Annotated in this window: 20 protein-coding genes and 1 pseudogene; 12 read left to right on the top strand and 9 right to left on the bottom strand. The window is 63.9% G+C overall.

Annotation, left to right across the window (positions count from 1 at the left end; all coding sequences use genetic code 11):
- Positions 1–137: 137 nt before the first annotated feature.
- Positions 138–320 carry a hypothetical protein gene (locus ACS5PV_RS32225; protein WP_455399390.1) on the top strand — a complete coding sequence of 61 codons (183 nt, stop codon included), beginning with the start codon at positions 138–140 and terminating at the stop codon, positions 318–320.
- 294 nt (positions 321–614) lie between these two features.
- Here the strand turns inward: ACS5PV_RS32225 and ACS5PV_RS32220 are convergent, their stop codons facing one another.
- A complete protein-coding gene (locus tag ACS5PV_RS32220) occupies positions 615–1,100 on the bottom strand; it encodes a MucR family transcriptional regulator (RefSeq protein WP_455399389.1) in 486 nt (161 codons plus the stop codon).
- Between the two features lie 331 nt (positions 1,101–1,431).
- Between ACS5PV_RS32220 and ACS5PV_RS32215 the strand changes: the two genes are divergently transcribed.
- Together ACS5PV_RS32215 and ACS5PV_RS32210 are read left to right on the top strand one after the other, a co-directional pair.
- On the top strand, positions 1,432–1,809 hold the full coding sequence (locus tag ACS5PV_RS32215; protein ID WP_455399388.1) for a DUF4440 domain-containing protein: 378 nt from the start codon (positions 1,432–1,434) through the stop codon (positions 1,807–1,809).
- Between the two features lie 172 nt (positions 1,810–1,981).
- The gene (locus ACS5PV_RS32210; RefSeq protein ID WP_455399387.1) at positions 1,982–2,143 is read left to right on the top strand and encodes a hypothetical protein; all 162 of its coding nucleotides are present in this window, start codon (positions 1,982–1,984) and stop codon (positions 2,141–2,143) included.
- 54 nt (positions 2,144–2,197) lie between these two features.
- Here ACS5PV_RS32210 and ACS5PV_RS32205 read toward each other — a convergent pair whose 3' ends face one another.
- On the bottom strand, positions 2,198–3,883 hold the full coding sequence (locus ACS5PV_RS32205; RefSeq protein ID WP_455399386.1) for a methyl-accepting chemotaxis protein: 1,686 nt from the start codon (positions 3,881–3,883) through the stop codon (positions 2,198–2,200).
- Between the two features lie 361 nt (positions 3,884–4,244).
- Between ACS5PV_RS32205 and ACS5PV_RS32200 the strand changes: the two genes are divergently transcribed.
- The 4 genes from ACS5PV_RS32200 to ACS5PV_RS32185 all read left to right on the top strand — a co-directional run bounded on the left by ACS5PV_RS32200 (position 4,245) and on the right by ACS5PV_RS32185 (position 5,945).
- A complete protein-coding gene (locus tag ACS5PV_RS32200) occupies positions 4,245–4,415 on the top strand; it encodes a hypothetical protein (RefSeq protein WP_455399385.1) in 171 nt (56 codons plus the stop codon).
- A gap of 91 nt (positions 4,416–4,506) precedes the next feature.
- On the top strand, positions 4,507–4,665 hold the full coding sequence (locus ACS5PV_RS32195) for a DUF3309 domain-containing protein (protein ID WP_089504140.1): 159 nt from the start codon (positions 4,507–4,509) through the stop codon (positions 4,663–4,665).
- A gap of 396 nt (positions 4,666–5,061) precedes the next feature.
- Entirely contained in the window at positions 5,062–5,310 is a 249-nt protein-coding gene (locus ACS5PV_RS32190; protein WP_455399384.1) for a hypothetical protein, read from the top strand.
- Positions 5,311–5,753: 443 nt separating this feature from the next.
- Positions 5,754–5,945 carry a hypothetical protein gene (locus tag ACS5PV_RS32185; protein ID WP_455399383.1) on the top strand — a complete coding sequence of 64 codons (192 nt, stop codon included), beginning with the start codon at positions 5,754–5,756 and terminating at the stop codon, positions 5,943–5,945.
- 9 nt (positions 5,946–5,954) lie between these two features.
- On the opposite strand, the gene ACS5PV_RS32180 is transcribed toward ACS5PV_RS32185, so the two are convergent.
- Positions 5,955–6,599: an SOS response-associated peptidase gene (locus ACS5PV_RS32180; RefSeq protein ID WP_455399382.1), complete on the bottom strand. Its 645-nt coding sequence runs from the start codon at positions 6,597–6,599 to the stop codon at positions 5,955–5,957.
- Positions 6,600–6,865: 266 nt separating this feature from the next.
- On the opposite strand from ACS5PV_RS32180, the gene ACS5PV_RS32175 reads away from it, so the two are divergent.
- Both ACS5PV_RS32175 and ACS5PV_RS32170 read left to right on the top strand, forming a co-directional pair.
- Positions 6,866–7,201 carry a hypothetical protein gene (locus ACS5PV_RS32175; RefSeq protein WP_455399381.1) on the top strand — a complete coding sequence of 112 codons (336 nt, stop codon included), beginning with the start codon at positions 6,866–6,868 and terminating at the stop codon, positions 7,199–7,201.
- A gap of 259 nt (positions 7,202–7,460) precedes the next feature.
- Positions 7,461–9,158 (top strand): methyl-accepting chemotaxis protein, encoded by a 1,698-nt coding sequence (locus tag ACS5PV_RS32170; RefSeq protein WP_455399380.1) that lies wholly within the window; start codon positions 7,461–7,463, stop codon positions 9,156–9,158.
- 154 nt (positions 9,159–9,312) lie between these two features.
- Here the strand turns inward: ACS5PV_RS32170 and ACS5PV_RS32165 are convergent, their stop codons facing one another.
- The 3 genes from ACS5PV_RS32165 to ACS5PV_RS32155 all read right to left on the bottom strand — a co-directional run bounded on the left by ACS5PV_RS32165 (position 9,313) and on the right by ACS5PV_RS32155 (position 11,383).
- Positions 9,313–9,513, bottom strand: coding sequence for a GCG_CRPN prefix-to-repeats domain-containing protein (locus ACS5PV_RS32165; protein ID WP_455399391.1), 201 nt, complete (start codon positions 9,511–9,513; stop codon positions 9,313–9,315).
- Between the two features lie 86 nt (positions 9,514–9,599).
- Positions 9,600–10,928: a Y-family DNA polymerase gene (locus ACS5PV_RS32160; protein ID WP_455399379.1), complete on the bottom strand. Its 1,329-nt coding sequence runs from the start codon at positions 10,926–10,928 to the stop codon at positions 9,600–9,602.
- On the bottom strand, positions 10,925–11,383 hold the full coding sequence (locus ACS5PV_RS32155; protein ID WP_455399378.1) for a LexA family protein: 459 nt from the start codon (positions 11,381–11,383) through the stop codon (positions 10,925–10,927). The genes ACS5PV_RS32160 and ACS5PV_RS32155 overlap by 4 nt, the downstream gene beginning before the upstream one ends.
- Positions 11,384–11,496: 113 nt before the next feature.
- Here ACS5PV_RS32155 and ACS5PV_RS32150 point away from each other — a divergent pair, with 113 nt between their 5' ends.
- Positions 11,497–11,751 (top strand): hypothetical protein, encoded by a 255-nt coding sequence (locus ACS5PV_RS32150; protein ID WP_455399377.1) that lies wholly within the window; start codon positions 11,497–11,499, stop codon positions 11,749–11,751.
- Between the two features lie 1,559 nt (positions 11,752–13,310).
- Here ACS5PV_RS32150 and ACS5PV_RS32145 read toward each other — a convergent pair.
- A protein-coding gene (locus tag ACS5PV_RS32145; protein ID WP_455399376.1) for an IS630 family transposase occupies positions 13,311–14,272 on the bottom strand; the annotation gives its coding sequence in 2 pieces (ribosomal slippage) (positions 13,311–13,927 and positions 13,927–14,272; 963 coding nt in all).
- A 428-nt stretch (positions 14,273–14,700) separates the two neighbouring features.
- Here ACS5PV_RS32145 and ACS5PV_RS32140 point away from each other — a divergent pair.
- Entirely contained in the window at positions 14,701–15,108 is a 408-nt protein-coding gene (locus ACS5PV_RS32140; RefSeq protein WP_455399375.1) for a MucR family transcriptional regulator, read from the top strand.
- A gap of 158 nt (positions 15,109–15,266) precedes the next feature.
- Positions 15,267–15,635, top strand: coding sequence for a helix-turn-helix domain-containing protein (locus ACS5PV_RS32135; protein WP_455399374.1), 369 nt, complete (start codon positions 15,267–15,269; stop codon positions 15,633–15,635).
- Between the two features lie 434 nt (positions 15,636–16,069).
- On the opposite strand, the pseudogene ACS5PV_RS32130 reads toward ACS5PV_RS32135, so the two are convergent.
- Together ACS5PV_RS32130 and ACS5PV_RS32125 are read right to left on the bottom strand one after the other, a co-directional pair.
- Positions 16,070–16,622 (bottom strand): annotated as a pseudogene (locus ACS5PV_RS32130) (IS3 family transposase); the annotation flags it as partial.
- 834 nt (positions 16,623–17,456) lie between these two features.
- The gene (locus ACS5PV_RS32125) at positions 17,457–17,630 is read right to left on the bottom strand and encodes a hypothetical protein (RefSeq protein WP_455399373.1); all 174 of its coding nucleotides are present in this window, start codon (positions 17,628–17,630) and stop codon (positions 17,457–17,459) included.
- Between the last annotated feature and the right edge of the window lie 274 nt (positions 17,631–17,904).

The raw sequence follows: 17,904 nt of genomic DNA, 5'->3' as shown, positions 1-17,904 counted from the left end.
TCCGGCGCGGACCAGTTCGACGATCTGACGACGGAACTCAGCAGGATAGGGCGGACGTGTATGGGGCATCGGTTGCACCTCGTGGAAAAGCCTGAAGGGCTCCACGAGAGCGGGTCAACATCACGAGCTTGTACAAGGTGACAGGAACAGACCCCACCGGCCGCACGCTGACCTTCGCCTGCGGCACGGACTTGCAGGCGCTCGACAAGGTCCGGGAGCTGATGACGCGAGGCTTCCGCGACATCTCGGTTGTCGATCTCAGAGGGCAGCAAACCAACGGGATTGCGTTCGAGCGCTCGGAAGGCCTTGAATATGACTGAAACCCGTCGGGCCCATAGCTTCGCGCACATCAGAGTGCCTTGCAGCTCTTAATAGCTAGTGCACTGACGCCTTCAAAAGGTACACCGCGCTCGCCAAATTGCTCCGTGATTGCAGGTGGTTAACGAGAATTCGCCTGATACGTTCGTCGGTGTCAATGCACTAGCGCAAGTGCGGCTCAGCTTTGCCGCCGAGTTTCCAATCCGCGGTGGTGCGCATTGTGGACCGAGTTGTTGCACGTGCTGTACCAGGGACTGAAACCCTATTGCAGCACGTGCAGGTAACCTCCTGTCCTTCTACTCGCTCGCGCCGGCCTTGCGCCGCCGTGCCGGCTTGCTGCTGACCTTCGCGTTGCGCGAGGCGCTGGCGGCTGCGGTCCGAGCACGCGACTGGCCAAGCCCCGAACTCTTGGCGAGTTCGGAGCGCTGGGCCGCGTACCGCTCGGCAACCATGGGGTATGTCGGCGGCAGACCCCATTTCTGACGGTATTGCTCTGGGGTGAGCCCGCGCCCAGCGAGGTGGCGCTTCAGCGTCTTATAGGGCCGCCCGTCTTCAAGGCTGATGATGTGGTCCGGCGTGACGGTTCTCCGAATGGGTACCGGCGGCTCGAGCTTCACGGGCTCTGGCTCCGCCGGTGCTCCGAGACGCGTCAGCACCGCGTGCGTCGATGCGATGAGCGTCGGAAGGTCGTGGACCGTCACGCTGTTATTCGCCACATAGGCCGATACGATATTGGCAGTTAGCGCGACATCTTGCGTGAGGGTGTCGGTCTGATTGTTCACTGAGCGCCTCCGTTTAACATGTAATTAGAACGGAATGGCGCTGGCTAAGTCGATGAACCTCACGCCATGGCATTCATGTATGCAAATTCCGGCCGCTTGCACAACTCACGGCAAGCAATATTTTGGGATCGTGCACCGGCAATGCACACCAGCATGTGGTTGGTGCACCGGCGTTCGAGCCAATCATATTCGCAACCGCATTCGTTCATTGATGCACGAATGGTGTCGAGCACCCCTAACGCTCGACGAACGCCGCCCGCACAAACCCACAAACTGGAACGATCTCCTCCCCACGATCTTCTCCCACGCAAGAAGCCACGAGGAGAGCACGATGGATGACGATCGGGTATGGTCCTTCGAGAAGAGCCTCTGGACCGGCGATGCGGACCACTACCGGAAACTCGTCGATGACGAATGCCTCATGGTGCTCCCGCAGCCACCGTTCGTGATGAGCGGAAAGCAGGCAGTTGATGCGGTCGCCCATACCCCTCGATGGTCGGAGGTCGAGATCTCACAGGAGCAGATCGCGCGACCGCAAGAAGGCCTGATCGTCATCGCATACCATGCGAAGGCGTCGCGCGGAGAGCAGGCGTACGAGGCTCATTGCACTTCCACTTACCGGCGGCTTGAGCACGACAAGTGGCGCGTTGTGCAGCACCAGCAGACGCCCCCAATTTTGAGCCGCCCTGCCGTCGAAGCTGCCGGCTGAGGGCAGAGGTCGACGGCTTAACGCCTGCATTTGTCTGGGCCTGCGCAATCGGCACGGCACCTACCTGTTAGCATGGCGCAGAGAATTTTGCGTCATGGGTCAGCCCGGAGCGGACCATACAGCGGCCACCCTGCCCGGCCATAGCTTCGCTTCGATCAATCAGGGCCCATCCATGCCGAACCTGCGCGCCACGTTCCTGACCGGCGTTGGCATCAGCCTGATCGCCCTCGCCTTGGCCGGCGTCGCGGAGCGGGGCGTGCAGGCGCGCCTGGAGTGCGCCCTGCTGCCCGCGGCCGTGGTCCAGACGGCGGGCAGCACGGCGGTGGCGAGGTAGCGCCTCACGTCTTGAGCGCTGTCTGCCCTGGCAGACAAATGCGCCCGTAGCTGCTCAGGCGGCCCTGACGGTGGCGAGGAACCGAGCGACTTCCGCGCCGAGATACTCGGACTGGCGCGACAGCTCGGAGGCCGAGGCTAGCACCTGGCTTGCCGCAGCCCCCGTCTCCTCCGCCGCGCCCGCCACCCCGGCGATATTGCCCGTCACCTCGCCGGTGCCCGCCGCCGCCTGGCTCACATTACGCACGATCTCCCGGGTTGCCGCGCCCTGCTCCTCCACCGCTGCGGCGATCGAGGTTGCGACGCCCGAGATCTCCTCGATCCGCGCCGTGATCTGGCCGATCGCGCCCGCTGCGTGCCCCGTCGAGGTCTGGATCGCCGCGATCTGGCTGGTGATCTCCTCCGTCGCCTTCGCGGTCTGGCTAGCGAGTTCCTTCACCTCCGCCGCGACCACCGCGAAGCCGCGGCCGGCCGCCCCTGCACGCGCCGCCTCGATCGTGGCGTTCAACGCCAAGAGGTTGGTCTGCGCGGCGATGGACGAGATCAGCCCGACCACATCGCCAATGCGGGCAGTAGCCTCGGTCAACGCACGGACCTGATGTACGGTCTGCCCGGCCTCGGTCATAGCTGCCTGGGCGAGCCGCGCGGAGCCGTCGACTTGGCGGCCGATCTCGATCACCGAGGCGCCGAGCTCCTCCGCTGCCGCCGCTACCGTGCCTACGTTCGACGACGCCTCTTCCGCCGCGGCCGCCACGGCGGTGGACTGCGCGGCCGTTTGGGTCGCGGTCGCAGTCATGGTCTGAGCGGTGGCCTGGAGCTCGGTTGCAGAAGCTGAGACCTGGCCGACGATGGCGCCGACGGCGTGCTCGAAGGCATCCGCCATCTGGCGCATGCCGACGCGGCGCTGCTCCTCGGCTGAGGCACGGGCCAGGGCGGTTTCCTCTTCGAGCCGGCGGGTATGGATAAGATTGTCCTTGAACACCTGCACAGCAGCGGCCATCGCGCCGATCTCGTCGCGCCGGTCGGCACCTTGAACCGCAACGGTCGTGTCGCCGGCCGCGAGCGTGCTCATCGTTGCAGTCATCCGGGTAATCGGCTGCGAGACTCGCAGAAGGCTGAATAGCATTGAACCTAATGCAGCAATCAGCGCGATGGCCATGGCGAGATAGGTAACCCGGGTCGCACCATCCGCGCTCGCTACGGTCGCGTCGGCTTCATTCTGCGCCCCTTGCCGGTTCAGAGTAATGGCTTGTCCGATAATATCGGCCAGTTCGGTGTAGAGCGTCACGACATCTTGGCTCGCAATCTCATCTAACGCTTCAGTTTGACGACCTGCATCCATTAGCTGCACTGCGCGTTTACCAGTGACATTGAACTGAGTCCAAATTTGTAAGAAGCGGTCATACAGAGCACGCTCCTCAGGCGAGGAGATCAGAAGCTCGTAGCGCTTGCGTGCCGCGGCAAGCATCACGTCCGTATCCAGATACTGCTTTTTGTGTAAAGCGAGTTGCTCGGCATCTCGCGTCGCAGCTACCAGCCGGTACTGCTTCACGCGCGCGCCGTCCACTCCCGACTTCAGTTCACCGAGCATCTGCACAGAGGGCAACCAGTTGCCTGCAACTTCGTTCGCGCTGCGGCGGATGGCGCTGAGCTTGATCAGTGTGAGGGCACTCTCGCCCACGATGATGATCGCCAGAAAGCCAAAAAGGCCGGTGAGTGCGGCCTTGATCGAGATACGCATTAGAAATCCGAGAAGGAGACAAGCGCTAACGCTGGATCTCATAAAATCCATCGGTGGTTACCGAGCCGCTAACTCCTGCACCTCGATCTTCTCATACGGGCTGTTTTCGTCTGCTACTACCTACACGGGAGCGGAGGCCACCCTTGGTAGGCTTGCCCTTCTCGCGACATCCATTGTTTCTGGTCCGACGTCGCTCGCCGCGGACGAGTTGTTGGGCCGGCATCAAGCTTACAGCTCATACGTCGAAATCGATGGTCGGCAGCAGCGCAGAGCCGCGCGCCGAGGCGCGGCTCTCTCCCCTCTCGAAGGGCTGGAACACGCCTCGTGACGGTGCTTCTACGCAGAAGAAACCGACGACCCGATGGTGGCGGAGAGCTACGCCGCCCAGCGCTCAGAACTCGCCAAGAGCATCAGCCTCGGCCAGATCCGGCGCCAACAGGCTGAAGCGCGGAAGGCCCAGGTGAAGGCGGCAGACCCCGCGCCTGGCAAGCGCGGTCGGCCGAAGAAGGACGAGGACGCTGCCGCCGAGTGATGTAGCGGCTAGCGTCCGCATGCACGAGGAACGAAAGGGGCGCGGGCGGCATTTCTCCTCACAGCCAACTTGGCCGTAAGGACTGCCGCCCATGACCCTCCTGATCGTTCTCATCCTGCTCATTCTGCTCTTCGGTGGCGGCGGCAGCTTCTATGGGGGTGGTCGCTACCGCACCGGTGGCCTTGGCATCGGCGGCATCCTGCTCATCATCCTGATTGTGCTCCTGCTTACCGGGCGGCTCACGATCTGACTCGTCATGCCGGACACCCGCGCCAAACCCAGGCAGCGGGTGACGAGCATCCTGCCCTGCTGACCAGTCGTGGTGCTACGCGAGAATTCCGGGCGGCTAGAGTCGCTCCATGGATACTCTCCCACACCTTGTCCTCGAATGGTCTCGCGGCCTCGCCAGCTTGCCGCCAGGCGCTCGTGTCCCGGTGTTGCCTCTCAACATCGCCGCGGCCATCTTGGCGCGTCCGTTGTCGGCGAAGAAGCTGCCAGTAGTGGATGTGACTCTGGTCCAGCGGCGGAATGCGGCGACGACGGCGGCGCTGTTATCGCCGGTCGGACAAGCTACTTTCTGCAAGCCATTCTGCGCGTGCTGCACCTTTCTGCACGAGCATAGTCTTCAACTAGGGAGGCGCACGCGATGTCGATCACCTACGATGAAGATTGGGAGTCTGGCACCGACAAACACTCGAGCGTAAAGCAGGTCTACCGCGATGGGGAGCGGCTCGGGCGGGTGCGATGCTGGAAGGCGGAAGATCCTGGCGATTTGCCAAGCGAATGGTTCACCGTCGAGCGGTGGGATAGCGGTCTGTACGTCCCTCAAGAGGGCATGCATGAGGAGCTCCAGGAAGCCCTTGGGTGCGTCGCACGGTATGGTGCCGCGCAGTGAGCCTCACCGCCCACGTCGTGGATGCCGCGGCTTTCATCCTGGCCTGCTCTCCGACCGCAATCCTGATGCTTCAGCAATCACGGCGTGTCCGAGCTCGTTGGCTGGCGATGAGAGTCCGCCGATGAACCACCCACCCCGACCCCCGCCCCCTCGGCGTTATTGTCCACCAGGTGCACGAACTCACCCGCCACCGCATCCAACGTGCCCAATCTGGGAGGATCTAGACTCGGCCGAACCCCGCTGAGGCGGGACTGTTCCGATGGCTCCCTACGAGGGGGCGACGGACTGCGTGGAGATGAACATCTGGATTGAGGTTTGAGCCATTCAGCCTAGCTGGCTCCGAGCCGGAGTGGGCCAATCGTCAAACCGGCAGCTATCCTCAAGCGTTGTTGCCCTGTACCGGGCGATCCGGTCTCGCTATCGATCCTACCAAGAGCGTACCGATGCATCTCCTCGTAACGGCTCACACCGCGAACGGTCCCATCTCTCATCAGCTCTCGTCGCCCGAAGCGGCGCTCGAGAAAGCCTATGAGCTGGCTGCGGGAGGCCAGGATCGCGTCGTCATCACCGACATCAATGGCCGCGACTACGCACCGGCGGAGTTCGACAGCCTGTTCGTAAACCAGGGCACCTGAGGGTGGTCCTCAGATACCGTCCCGCCTCTCGCCCCGCGCCACCTCGGCCATCATCTCGTCCGGCAGAGGTCGCTGTAGCTGCAGCGCCTCCTCGGCCGGTGCTTCTAGCCAGGTGCGCCACTCCTCCGCGGTGGTGAGCAGCACCGGCATCGCCTTCGGATGCACGGGCCCGACCACGCCGTTGGCCTCTGTGGTCAGGAACGAGAACAGGCGGTGCTCCTCCTCGACGGGCTCGTCCCGCGTTGGCCCTCGCACGCCCGCCCAGGGTCGCCAGATCCCCGCAAAGGCGAAGAGCGGCCGGCTCTCGTCGAGCGCGAACCACACCGGCGTCTTGCGCGGCTTGGTGTCGGCGTACTCGCTGAAGGAGGTGACCGGTACCAGGCAGCGGTGCGTAGGCTTGAGCCAGGGCCGCCAGTAGGGCGAGGCGACGTTGCGCACGTTGGTGACCGGCTGCGTGCCGACCTTCGGGGGCGGCGGGAAGCCCCAGCGCATCATCGTCAGTACCCGCTCGCCGTCGGCAGCGTGGACGACGGGCGCCATCTGATCGGGGAAGATCCCGGGCAGCGGCGGTAGGTTGCCGGTTTCGTCGCGATCGACCGCGAAGGTGCGCCGGATCTCGTCCTGGGAGCGGGCGGAGCTGTAGAGGTTGCACATGGCGGGGATCGTAGCCGATCGGACCCTGCCAGTCCCTTGATGCGGCGCCCGCGGCCTGTGACAACTGCGAAGGTGGGCAGCACCGTAGGCGGTCGGCATGAGCGAGCGGGACGAAGCCGAGGAGCGATTTCAGGCCTGGGTCGCGAAGCAGGCGCTCGGGCCCGCAGCAGCGGAAGTACGACCGGCCCGGCCGATGGGAGAACCGGATCTCCACCGCTATCGCGGTCGCGTTTTCGGCCCTGTTCTGGGCTGCCGTCCTGTTCAGCTTGGTTCGCTACGTCGGGCAGGCGATGGCGCAGCCGGCCACGCAGCCCTCGGTGCAGAACCCGTTCGAGCGCCGTGCGCCACCACGCCTCCAGCCAGTTCCCGAGCGGCCGCGCAAGGCGCCGCCTGGACCGTCGGACGCCGAGATCGCCAAGCGCATCATCGCCGAGTCGATCGTGGGCTACGACGGGCCCTGCGCCTGCCCCTACCAGCATGACCGTGCGGGACGGTCCTGCGGTCGGCGCAACGCCTACCATCGGCCGCGTGGGGCAGCCCCATTGTGTTTCGAGGCGGATGTCACACCTGAGATGCTGGCGCGGGAGCAGCTGCTGCACTGACCGTCGGCACCTGGCTCAACCGCGTTGTCACCCGCGGCGAATGCGTGCTGCGTCGTGTCAGTATAAAACCTTGGATTGTATTTACTTAATGCAAAAGAGATATTGACTTTGAACATTTGCGCTCCAGTGGAGCCGACAAGCACGCTATACTCAAGCCAAACCGGGCAAGTTGGGATCTAACACGAAAAATAAATATTCTTCGGTCTTTCTCTACGAGGACACCGAAAAGAACACTGCGCAGCAATCTGGACAAACAGCCATGAATTTAGCCCATGACACCAATATTCTACTAAAAATTGCATTCCCTTTTGCTGTCATGATTGCGATTGGGGCTGGTCTAATCGCTTTCTCCGAGGCGGTCATGCAGGATTTGTCGCGGCAGACAGCGCGAATTGCTGACGTTCAGGCCGCACGCCTGGATGCGCTCGTCCATGTGCGCGGTGGCATCACCGAGGCCGCTGTCATGGATCGCAATATGCTGCTCGAGAGCGATCCGCAGACACAGGCTCGGTTCAAGACGCGCCAGCAGGCAGGTATGGTCGAAGCACGCGAGGCCATCGAACGCCTCGTCGCGCTCTCGGACACGCCGGAACGACGTGCCTTCAACGAAGCCTTTCGCCGTGACGTAGAGAGCTTCTTTGCGACCCTCGAACGCGTATCCGAGCTCACGCTGCGCCATCAGCGCGATGAGGCTTTTCGAGTCGCCCGCGATGTCGGTATCCCCGCCCGCCTCAAGCTGAATGAATGGATGGCCGAGAGATCAACGGCTCAAGCCAAGGAATTGGCTACCGCCAAGGAACGCTCGGCTGAGAGCGCTACCGCTAGTTCGCGCGCACTGGTCATCTTCTCGCTCGCCGGGCTGGCAGCGGCGCTCATCCTCGCCAGCACAATCGTCGTGTTCGCGATCACCCGTCCGCTCGCCCGTCTGGTGGACGTGCTGCAACGGATGGCACGAGGCGAGATCGAGACCGAGATCAGGGAGGCCAAGCGCGGTGACGAGATCGGCGCCGTAGGCCGGGCGGTCGAGGGCATCAAGGCAATGGTCGCCCGCAAGGCTGCCGAGGAGGCCGAGGTGAAGCGGCGCGCCGACGAAGCGGCTGTGGCCGCGCGCAAACGCGCGATGATGGAAATGGCCGATGGCTTCGAGGCGGCAGTAGGTGGCATCGTCGGCCAGGTCTCTGCCTCGGCGACCGAGCTGCAAGCCACCGCCCAAACGATGACCGCCACTGCGACGCAGACCGCGGCCCAGTCCACCGCCGTCGCGGCGGCCGCCGAGGAGGCCTCCTCGAATGTCGGCACGGTCGCGGCGGCGGCGGAGGAACTTGGCGCCTCGGTCCAGGAAATTGGCCGCCAAGTCGACGGCTCGGCCCGTCTTGCCCAAACTGCGGTGGCGGAAGCGGGTCAGACAGCGCATCAAGTGCGGGCGCTGACGGAGGCCACCGCCCGCATCGGCGACGTGGTCGGACTGATCTCCTCCATCGCCGCACAGACCAACCTGCTCGCACTCAACGCCACCATTGAAGCAGCCCGTGCTGGTGCGGCCGGGCGCGGCTTTGCGGTAGTTGCGGCGGAGGTTAAGGAGCTGGCCGGACAGACCGCACGAGCGACGGAGGAAATCACCAACCAGATCGCGGCGATCCAGGCCTCGACGGGCCGGGCAGCCGGTGCGATCAGCCAGATCTCATTAAGGATCGAGGAGATCTCCGGCGTCGCGACCTCGATCGCGGCGGCGGTAGAGGAGCAGGGTGCGGCGACTCAGGAGATCGTGCGCAACGTCAGCCAGGCGGCGGCCGGCACCGGCGAGGTCACTGGCAACATAGCGGGTGTAGCAGGCGCCGCGGAGGAGACTGGGGCGGCAGCGAGCCATGTTCTTACCTCGGCATCAGAGCTGTCGCGCCAGTCCGAGCGTCTTTCAGCTGAGGTAAGGCGCTTCCTCAGCAGCGTGCGAGCTGCCTAACTATATCAGCTTGGATGGAAAATGCGCGTTTCGCGATCTATGCTCAGCGCGGACGCTCAGTACCCTGCTCAACCGGGTCGTGAAATGCAGTGAACGTAGTTTAAAGCGGCGGGGTGTGTAGACCCCGCCGCCATCATCGACCCACCCGCATTGCTTAGATGCAGCGCAGAGTCCCGTCCGGCATACGGACGGCAGGGTGCCCCTTCGTCCGTAAGCACCAATCCTGACGCTGGCCACCGAACACGCACCGCCCCCGGTAATTACGGTGGCCGTTTGGCCCGCACCCACCTAACGCGGATGCTGGGGTGGGCATCATTGACGCTACAGTCGAGAGGGCAAACCCTCCGACGATCATGATAGCGAGCTTCTTCATAACCGACCCCTCTTCCCGCTCTAAAGCTTAACGGCGCGACATTGGTAGCGCGCGAAGACGATCGGGGTCTATGGTTGAATTTGTGTCTGATTGTAATTCTGTCGGGCAATCGCACTGACTATCGGCACCTCGTTAAGTCTAGTTGTGAACCTTGGGGACCGCATTGCGAACTTCGTCGACCAGGTGCGCTTCTCGACAAGACCCGCCCGCGCCGGCACCACGGCCCCGCGCCCGAACCGTCTGTTGCAGGCATCCATCGCCGACATCAGCTTGCCTGACCTCTCTCGGTCGTGAGCGTCGAACAGCGGCTGGGGCGCCTCGGCGAGCGGCACGAGATCGGTGGTGACCAGCCCCGCCTTGCTGTAGCGCCACGGCGTCGGCCCCTGATCGCGCCAAGTCATCGCCACCCCGCGGATTGCCGCGTCGATCAGGTGGCGGGTGTCGTTCGTCGCCTCCGGCAGGTGCACCACTTTCGAGACCGTGCGCATCGGGTCGCCGCGGTCGTGCTCGCTGGTGTGGTAGAAGACGGTCACCGCTGACGTGGCCAGCCCGTCTCGCCGCAGCTTCTCGCCGAGGCGCGTCGCGTGTGCCGCCACTGCCTGCTCCAGCACCGTCCGCTCGATGATCCGGCTGGAGAAGCTGCGGGTGACCGCGCAGCCCTTGCGCCGGGCCGGCACGATCTCGAGCGGCAGGCAGGCGCGGCCGCGCAGCTCGTGGATGATGCGCTCGCCCACCACCGTCAGCGACTGCCGCGCCGGCCGGGGATCGAGGTCGCGCAGGTCCGCCACCGTGTCGACGCCCATGGCGGTGAGCCGCGCCAGCGAGGCACGCCCGATACCCCAGACTTCGCCAACCGAGATCCCGACCATCCAGGCGGCGCGCTCGGCCTCGTCGGAGAGGTCACAGACGCCCCCAAGCTCGGGGATGGTCTTGGCGATGTGGTTGGCCAATTTCGCGAGCGTCTTCGTCGGCCCGATCCCGACGCAGGTCGGCAGCCCGGTCCACTGCCTCACCGTGGAGCGTAGATCGCGCGCCAGCGCCACCCGGTCGCGCTCGCGCACGTCGGAGAGGTCGAGGAAGCTCTCGTCGATGGAGTAGATCTCTACGTCCGGCGCGAACTGCCGGTAGACCGTGTTCGCCCTCGCGCTCATGTCTCCGTAAAGGGCATAGTTCGAGGAGAACACGCGCACCCGCTGCCGCCGGCACATGTCGCGGATTTTGAAGTATGGTTCGCCCATGCGGATACCGAGGGCCTTGGCCTCGGCGGTCCGCGCAATGGCGCAGCCATCGTTGTTAGAGAGCACGATCACCGGCACGCCGGTGAGCTTCGGGTCGAAGACGCGCTCGCAGGAGCAGTAGAAGCTATTGCCGTCGATCAGCGCGATTGCCCGGCTCATCTCACGGTGCCCGGCTGGACGTGGTGCCAGCGCACGGAGAAGAGGAGTACGCCCCAGAGCAGTCCTTCTTCTAGGTCCGCTACAGCGAATTCCTCGTCCATCTCCGGGTTGTCGAAGGTGAGCGCCAGGCGGTTGCCCTGCATGATGAGCCGCTTGAGGCTCATCTCGCCGTTCACCACCGCGACCACCACGGCCCCGGCGCGGGGCGACACCGAGCGATCGATGACAGCGAGGTCTTCATCGTGGATGCCAGCGCCCTTCATGCACCAACCGCGCACGCGCCAGATGAAGGTGGCGGCGGGATTGGGAGCGAGCCAGCGAGGGAGTTCGAGGGCGCCCTCGATGAAATCCTCAGCGGGCGAAGGGAAGCCAGCGCAGAGGGTCGTCCGCATGAACGGGATCCGCACGAGCCCGCCGCTGTCCGCCGCCTGATAGCCGACCCGGAAAAGACTCACCCGCCGCCCTCCGCCGTGCTAGAACGAAAAGAGAACAAACAGGCCGGAGGTTCCCGGTCAAGGCCGAGCTTCGAGCATGTGCGGAGCGGGGACGGTGGGATCAGGAGATCGTGATGGGGATGCGGATGACGTTCATGGTGCAGACGTTTGAGATCCACCGGAAGCGGTTGCGGCGAGGCAACCGTGACGTGGCGCCGACCGAGAGCGGAGCGCTCAAGCGAGCGGAGGCGATTGCTCGACGGATGCCGGGCACTGCTGCTCTGCGCATCGTGGCGGACGACGAGACGGGCGAGTTGGAGAGCGTCGCGATCCTCAGGCAGTTCGGAGAGGTGCCGGAGGACTTCGCGGGGCAGGTGAGCGGTGGGTGAGGCATCTAGGTCACGCGCGTTCAAGGCCGGCGAATGTCTGAAGTTTTGCGTAGCTGTGCGGCATGACTCGTGCTCTATGAAACGCACGAAAATAAAGCTCGAATGGGGGACGAGCGGTGGGTCACGAGGCGAACAGAGGCCATGCCCATAACTATGTAGAGCCTCATAGATTTCACTACTTAATAAGATTTACTCTCGCCGGCATCATCGGCTTGATGCATATCGCTTGGGTAATGTTTTTGCTGTCGATCATCTACAAGCTTACCTTCTATCGCCCATTGCTAGTGTGGCCACAATGAAGCCCGCCGCGGCATAGCCGGGCGGGCTGGGGTGTCGGATTGCAGTCAGGCGAGCCACTGACACTTGTCATCGGCCGGGACGTGCGGTGGCCGGAGGAGTGGGGGCAGACAGCAAAAAGCCCGCCGCGGGGTGACCCGGGCGGGCTGAGATATTGGAGTTCCAGTGCGCCTCTTGGCACGCCTCGAACGTGCCCGGCTACAGCTCAGGCGTCATCCTTCAAATAGCGGATGCTCGGCGCGAAAAGCCCCGCCCGGCGGCTGCCGGCCGGGCTGAAGGCGGGGTCTCGCGTCCTGGAAGATCCGCTGGCCAATGGAACGGCTGCTGATGAGTCTCAGGCTCAGTCGTCGCGATAACGGTGGCACGCCCTCCCCTGCACGGCCTCCTCGTGCTCGATGCTGCCGGAGGCGAGCTACCGCATCCATTTTCCTGGATCGAACCCGGAAAGCTCTTTTCTGGTAGCCTGTGCCGATAGCGCCATTGCCGCCATTAGGTGGTCGATTGCGGACTCCTGAACGATCTTACGGCACTCGTGCTTTCCTCGCTTCACGCGCCAATAGTGTCATTAGCACCGATAGGTGGATACGACAAGCGACAGGCAGGCCGCAGGTGCTGCACTCTATCGCTTTGAAGACGAGAAACCAAGACATTTTGCAGCGATTAATTATATGCTGATTGCCGGAAGCCGGCTCAGCCGGGAGATGCGGCGCTCCGCGCCACGCGCCTCGAAATGGTCATAGGCTTGCAAGTTTAGATCGTCCGATGACCTCTGCTGTGAGTTCCTGGGGCCCGTTTGACCCGCACCTCGACGAGGCTGAGCGCCGGGCTCGCCTGCGCTGTCTTCGTGGCCTCGCCCGAGTCCTGTCCGGCCCGCGCGCTGCCGACCTCTGCCGCCATCTCGCCGTGGCTGAGCACGACGCCCGCGCCTTACCCCTCGCATTCGTCGCTCTGGACCGCCTGCGCTCCGTCGATCGCCGGCAGATCATCACGACCTACGGCGCAGTTCATTACCTTGCCGCAGCCTGAGGAGCCGCAACATCCCTGCCGCCCCCCGCCTGCAAGCCCCAAGATCCTGCTGCCATTCGGGCCGGGCTCCTCGCCCTTCTCGTAGCCCTAGACGGCATGCCCGCAGGCTCGCCGGCCGCCGCTGCCTACGTCTCGGCTCTGCGCCGCCGCGGCGAAAATCTGGCCGCCCTTGGAGGCGTGGAGGCCCGCGCCGCTGCCGTCGCCGCCACGCTGGATCACGCTAGAGCGGCGCCCGATCAGTCTGAAACGTAGCAGTCTGTCTGGTAGCCTGCTGCATTGAGGTAGTTGCGACACTCCTGCGGGGTGAAAGCTGCGAAGGCTTGGCGGATCGCAGCATGCAGGTCTTCGACCGTGCGCGCGGCTGCGGTGCGCAGCAACGTCTTGAGCTTGGCGAAGGCCTGCTCGATCGGGTTGAACTCCGGGCTGTAGGGCGGCAGGTACACCACCCGCGCGCCCGCCGCCGCAATGGCCTCGCGCACGCCCGCCACCTTGTGGGCCTGGAGGTTGTCGAGGATCACCGTATCGCCCGGCCGGAGCACTGGGACCAGCGTGTCGGTGACGTAGTCCAGGAAGCGCTGGCCGTTGGTAGCGCCCTCGAAGATCGCCGTTGCCGTCAGGCCGCTCGCGCGCAGGGCTGCCGTGACGGTGGTGGTCTTGTAGTGCCCGCATGGCATCGGCAGGCGACAGCGCTGGCCGCGTGGGGCCCAGCCGTAGCGGCGTGCCATCCGGGTCGAGGCTGCCGTCTCATCAATGAACACCAAACGGTCCGGATCGAGGTCGAGTTGACCCTCGAACCACGCCTGGCGCGCCTGCGCTACGTCCGGACGGTCCTGCTCGGCGGCGTGGAGAGCCCCTTTTTACGGGTGATGCGATGACGGGCCAGGAAGCGCGACAGGCCGCTGGTGCTGGTGGTGACGCCCTGCTCGGCCAAAGCGTGGCGCAACTCCGACAGCACGATGTTGCCGCGCTCCTCGCACAGCCTCAGGATCCGCGGGGCGTGAGCCTCGATGACCTGCGAGCGCTGGTCTCCGCCCATCGGCTTGGGTCGAACGTGGCCGTCCCGGAGATGGCGGGCGTGCCAGCGACTGACGCTGGCGGCGCTGACGCCGAACCGCTCGCCAGCTTGGCGGCAGGACGCGCCTGCCAGGACGGCAGACACGACGCGCGCACGCAGATCGACGGACAAGGGTGACGTCATCGCTGGCTCCTTCAGCCAACCAACGCCCTTACCAACTTGGCCGTTGCAGACCGATCGCACAGCGCTCTAGTGCACTGACGCCTTCAAAAGGTACACCGCGCTCGCCAAATTGCTTCGTCATTGCAGGTGGTTAACGGGGATTCGCCTGATACGTTCGTCGGTGTCAGTGTACTAGCGCGATTGATAGCGCCTAGTTGACCATCCCGGGATGGGCTGCCTGAGATACGAGGTTCATCGGCCCAGGCCGCCTAAGGCGTCGCAAATCGGGATTATCACGCAGCGCCGAATGGCCACTCGCAATACAGCGATCAAAAATCTAGATTACAACATTGTAACGCTAGAGGCGGTCGCTGAAGCTTGCCATATCATAGATTTTCAGATAGCATCGGGAACGTATGAGCATTTAATGTTTGATCGAGGATTGGTAAGTGAGTGAAAAGAACGATTTTAGGTCATCGCTAGTCAGCCTTGCCGCTGACGTCGTGTCCGCTTACGTAACGAGAAACAGCGTGCCGGTTGGGGAGCTGCCAGCGCTGATTGCCTCGACGCATGCAGCTTTGACCAAGCTCGGCGAGCCGGCGGACCTCCCGAAGGAAGAGCGCCTCGTCCCGCCGGTCTCGATCAAGAAAACGGTGACCCCGGACTACATCATTAGCCTTGAAGACGGACGCCAGTATCGGACTTTGAAGCGGCACTTGGCTGGGCGCGGTCTTACCCCTGAACAATACCGCCAGAAGTGGGGCCTACCCCATGACTATCCAATGGTGGCAGCTAACTATGCAGCTCAGCGCTCCGAGCTAGCAAAGAGCATCGGGCTGGGCAGGAAGGCAGCCTAAGGGCTAGGTAGTTACTCACGCTCAGGCAGTGCCGATTATGTACCGCCTGAGTCTACAGGAGCGCCATTGTGCCTCGTCCTCCTGTTCGCCCGCCTACACCGCCGTCGCAGCTGCGGTCCGCCCCGGTCGATACCCGGCAGCAGGTCGTTGACGCCGCCGTGGCCCGCGTTGTCGAGAACATCACGGCCAGCTTGCGGGCCATGGTCCCCGAGCACGCGATCCGCCGGCTGATCCAGCTGGAAGTTCGGGCGACCGTGCAGGCCTTGCCGTCAGCGACCACGATACCGCCCGCGCGCCTCCAGGAGCCGGAGCTGTCGGCAAGGCAGCAGGGGCCTGAGCGCATCACCTACCGGGTTGAGGAGGCGGCGAAGCTCATCGGAGTGAGCGCCAGCAAAGTGTGGGGCTTAATCGGCGAAGGGCGCTTACCGGCCCGTAAATTGGACGATGTCCGCCTCATCCGCCGCGTCGACCTGGAAGCTTTCATCGACGCAATGCCGGTACCACGGGGAAGCCTGAACGACGGATGAGTGCGCTGCCAGCTCCGTGACTATGGCGAAGCGGCTCTGACTGCCGCCTCGCGTTCGCTGCAGGTGAAGGACGATCGGGACAGATCGCTTTAGACCGATTTCAGCCGGTGACGGCTTGGGTCACGACCTTGCTCGTCCGCTTCACCGTCTTCGCCACCCGTTTCAGAGCACTAGTCGCGACATCACCGGCCCGGGACAGCAGGCCACCTTCCTGCGCGCTATTCAGGCGCTGCCCAATGGTCATGAACTTCGCGCCTTGGGGCGTGGGGAGGCCCGAGCGGTTCCGTCTCCACGAGGGGCGTCTACGAGCTTTTCTGGCCATTCCATCCTCCGATAAACAGGGAGGGAGTATCTAGGTGTCGGATCAGCCCCGCCCACTCGCAGCCGGCAACGCTGAACCGCTCCGGGCTTTTTCGGAGGCTGTTTGTCTCGGGTCAGGCGGCCAGGGCTTGGTCGCTGACGTTGGCATGATAGCGCGCTTCGGCCTCGGCGGGAGGGACGTTGCCGATCGGCGCGAGGAGGTGGCGGTTATTGTACCAGTCGACCCACTCCAGAGTGGCGTACTCGACCGCCTCGAAGGAGCGCCACGGGCCACGCCTGTGGATCACCTCCGCCTTGAGCAGGCCGTTGATCGTCTCCGCCAGGGCGTTGTCGTAACTGTCGCCGACGCTGCCGACCGACGGCTCGATGCTCGCACCGACCAGGCGCTCGGCGTACCGTAGAGCCAAGTATTGCGAGCCGCGGTCCGAGTGGTGCACCAGCCCGCTGCCCTGGACAGGACGGCGCTCGTACAGGGCCTGCTCCAGAGCATCCAGAACGAAGCTTGCATGGGCACTGCGTGAGGCCCGCCAGCCGGAGCCTGCCCTCGGGCCGGCGAAGCCGGACCCGGGGGATGCGCCGGGCGAACACATCGATGACGAACGCCACATAGACGAAGCCCGACCACGTCGCCACGTACGTGAAGTCGCTGACCCACAGGGCGTTCGGCCGGAGAAACGAGTCCTTCCGGGGTCCTCGGCCCCGTGCTGGCACCCCCGTGCACCCGGCACCGTCCGTTCGGCACCGCAGGGCCCTGGCAAGATCCGCCATCCCGCCGCCGAGTCCTGCGGCCCGTCGCAGGGACAGCGAGCCTTAAAACGTCGCCCCGGCCGCCACTCAGGGCAACCTGCGCCTAGAGAACAGACGGGAGACGGAATGTCTACCGCCGCCCACCCGGCATAGCATGCATGTCCCTCTCTATGACTGCCATCGCACTGGCGTGGGCTTTGGCTTCGCTCGGGTGCGGTCGATCCGAGCGCTCCATGAGCTTGCCGTGCCTCCGAATAGCCCACTGGAACTGCCCAGCCTTGGGAAGAGGGCTGACCTGGATGGTGTAGGGATGGGGAGCGGTTTCTGTCATCCTCACCCTATACGCCTGACGTTCGGTTGATGCTACTGGCCACTACAGCAGCAACTGAGCCGTTTGATACTTAGGCCGCTCTGACCGAACCAAAGACAACGCGGCGGTAGCATGAAATCAGAGCATCAGCTTGAGCGTGACTAAGGTCGGAGACGATGACCTGAGTGCCAATGAACACCGTCCAGCGGCCGTCGTAGGTTTGCTCTTTTCGAATGTCTGGCACTGCAAAGCTCCATCTCTAGCGGATAGAAAAATCCTCTATGCGATAATCATGGCTAACTTGGAATACATCACATTGAGTGAGGCAGATGCTCTCAATGGCTCACAGCCAGTAGGAGCGTAATGTTGCAGGCCAGCAGTAAGGCGAAGCTGGCAAGGATGGTGTAGGCGAGCATCATGGTCAGTCCTATCCGCAAGCTGCCTCAGCCGATGTACGGCCAGGCGCGCAGGGGGCAGCAGTTGTCGGCAGCCGGCGCAGCATCGACCGGCTGACCAGGCTGTGCGATCGGCATGATGTGTGCCGCTCTGGCAGGGCCATAGTGGGTCCAGCCAGTCATGACAGCGCCAGCGACAATGATCCGAATGATGGGCAGCATCGTTCTATCCCCCTGCGGCCTCGTGCGACCGTCGATGCGGGGCGTGTACTGCTTGACCATTACTCTGTGTTTCGTGTTGTGTTGCGTGGTAAGATATTCACGCGATCACGTCGCGAAGCTCGCCTTACATGTTCAGGGGCTACTCCAACACTGATGTTGACCCGCTCTCGTGGAGCCCTTCAGGCTTTTCCACGAGGTGCAACCGATGCCCCATACACGTCCGCCCTATCCTGCTGAGTTCCGTCGTCAGATCGTCGAACTGGTCCGCGCCGGA

Source organism: Methylobacterium sp. Gmos1 (genome assembly GCF_053764715.1).
This window is presented reverse-complemented; position numbering and strand designations above follow the sequence as displayed.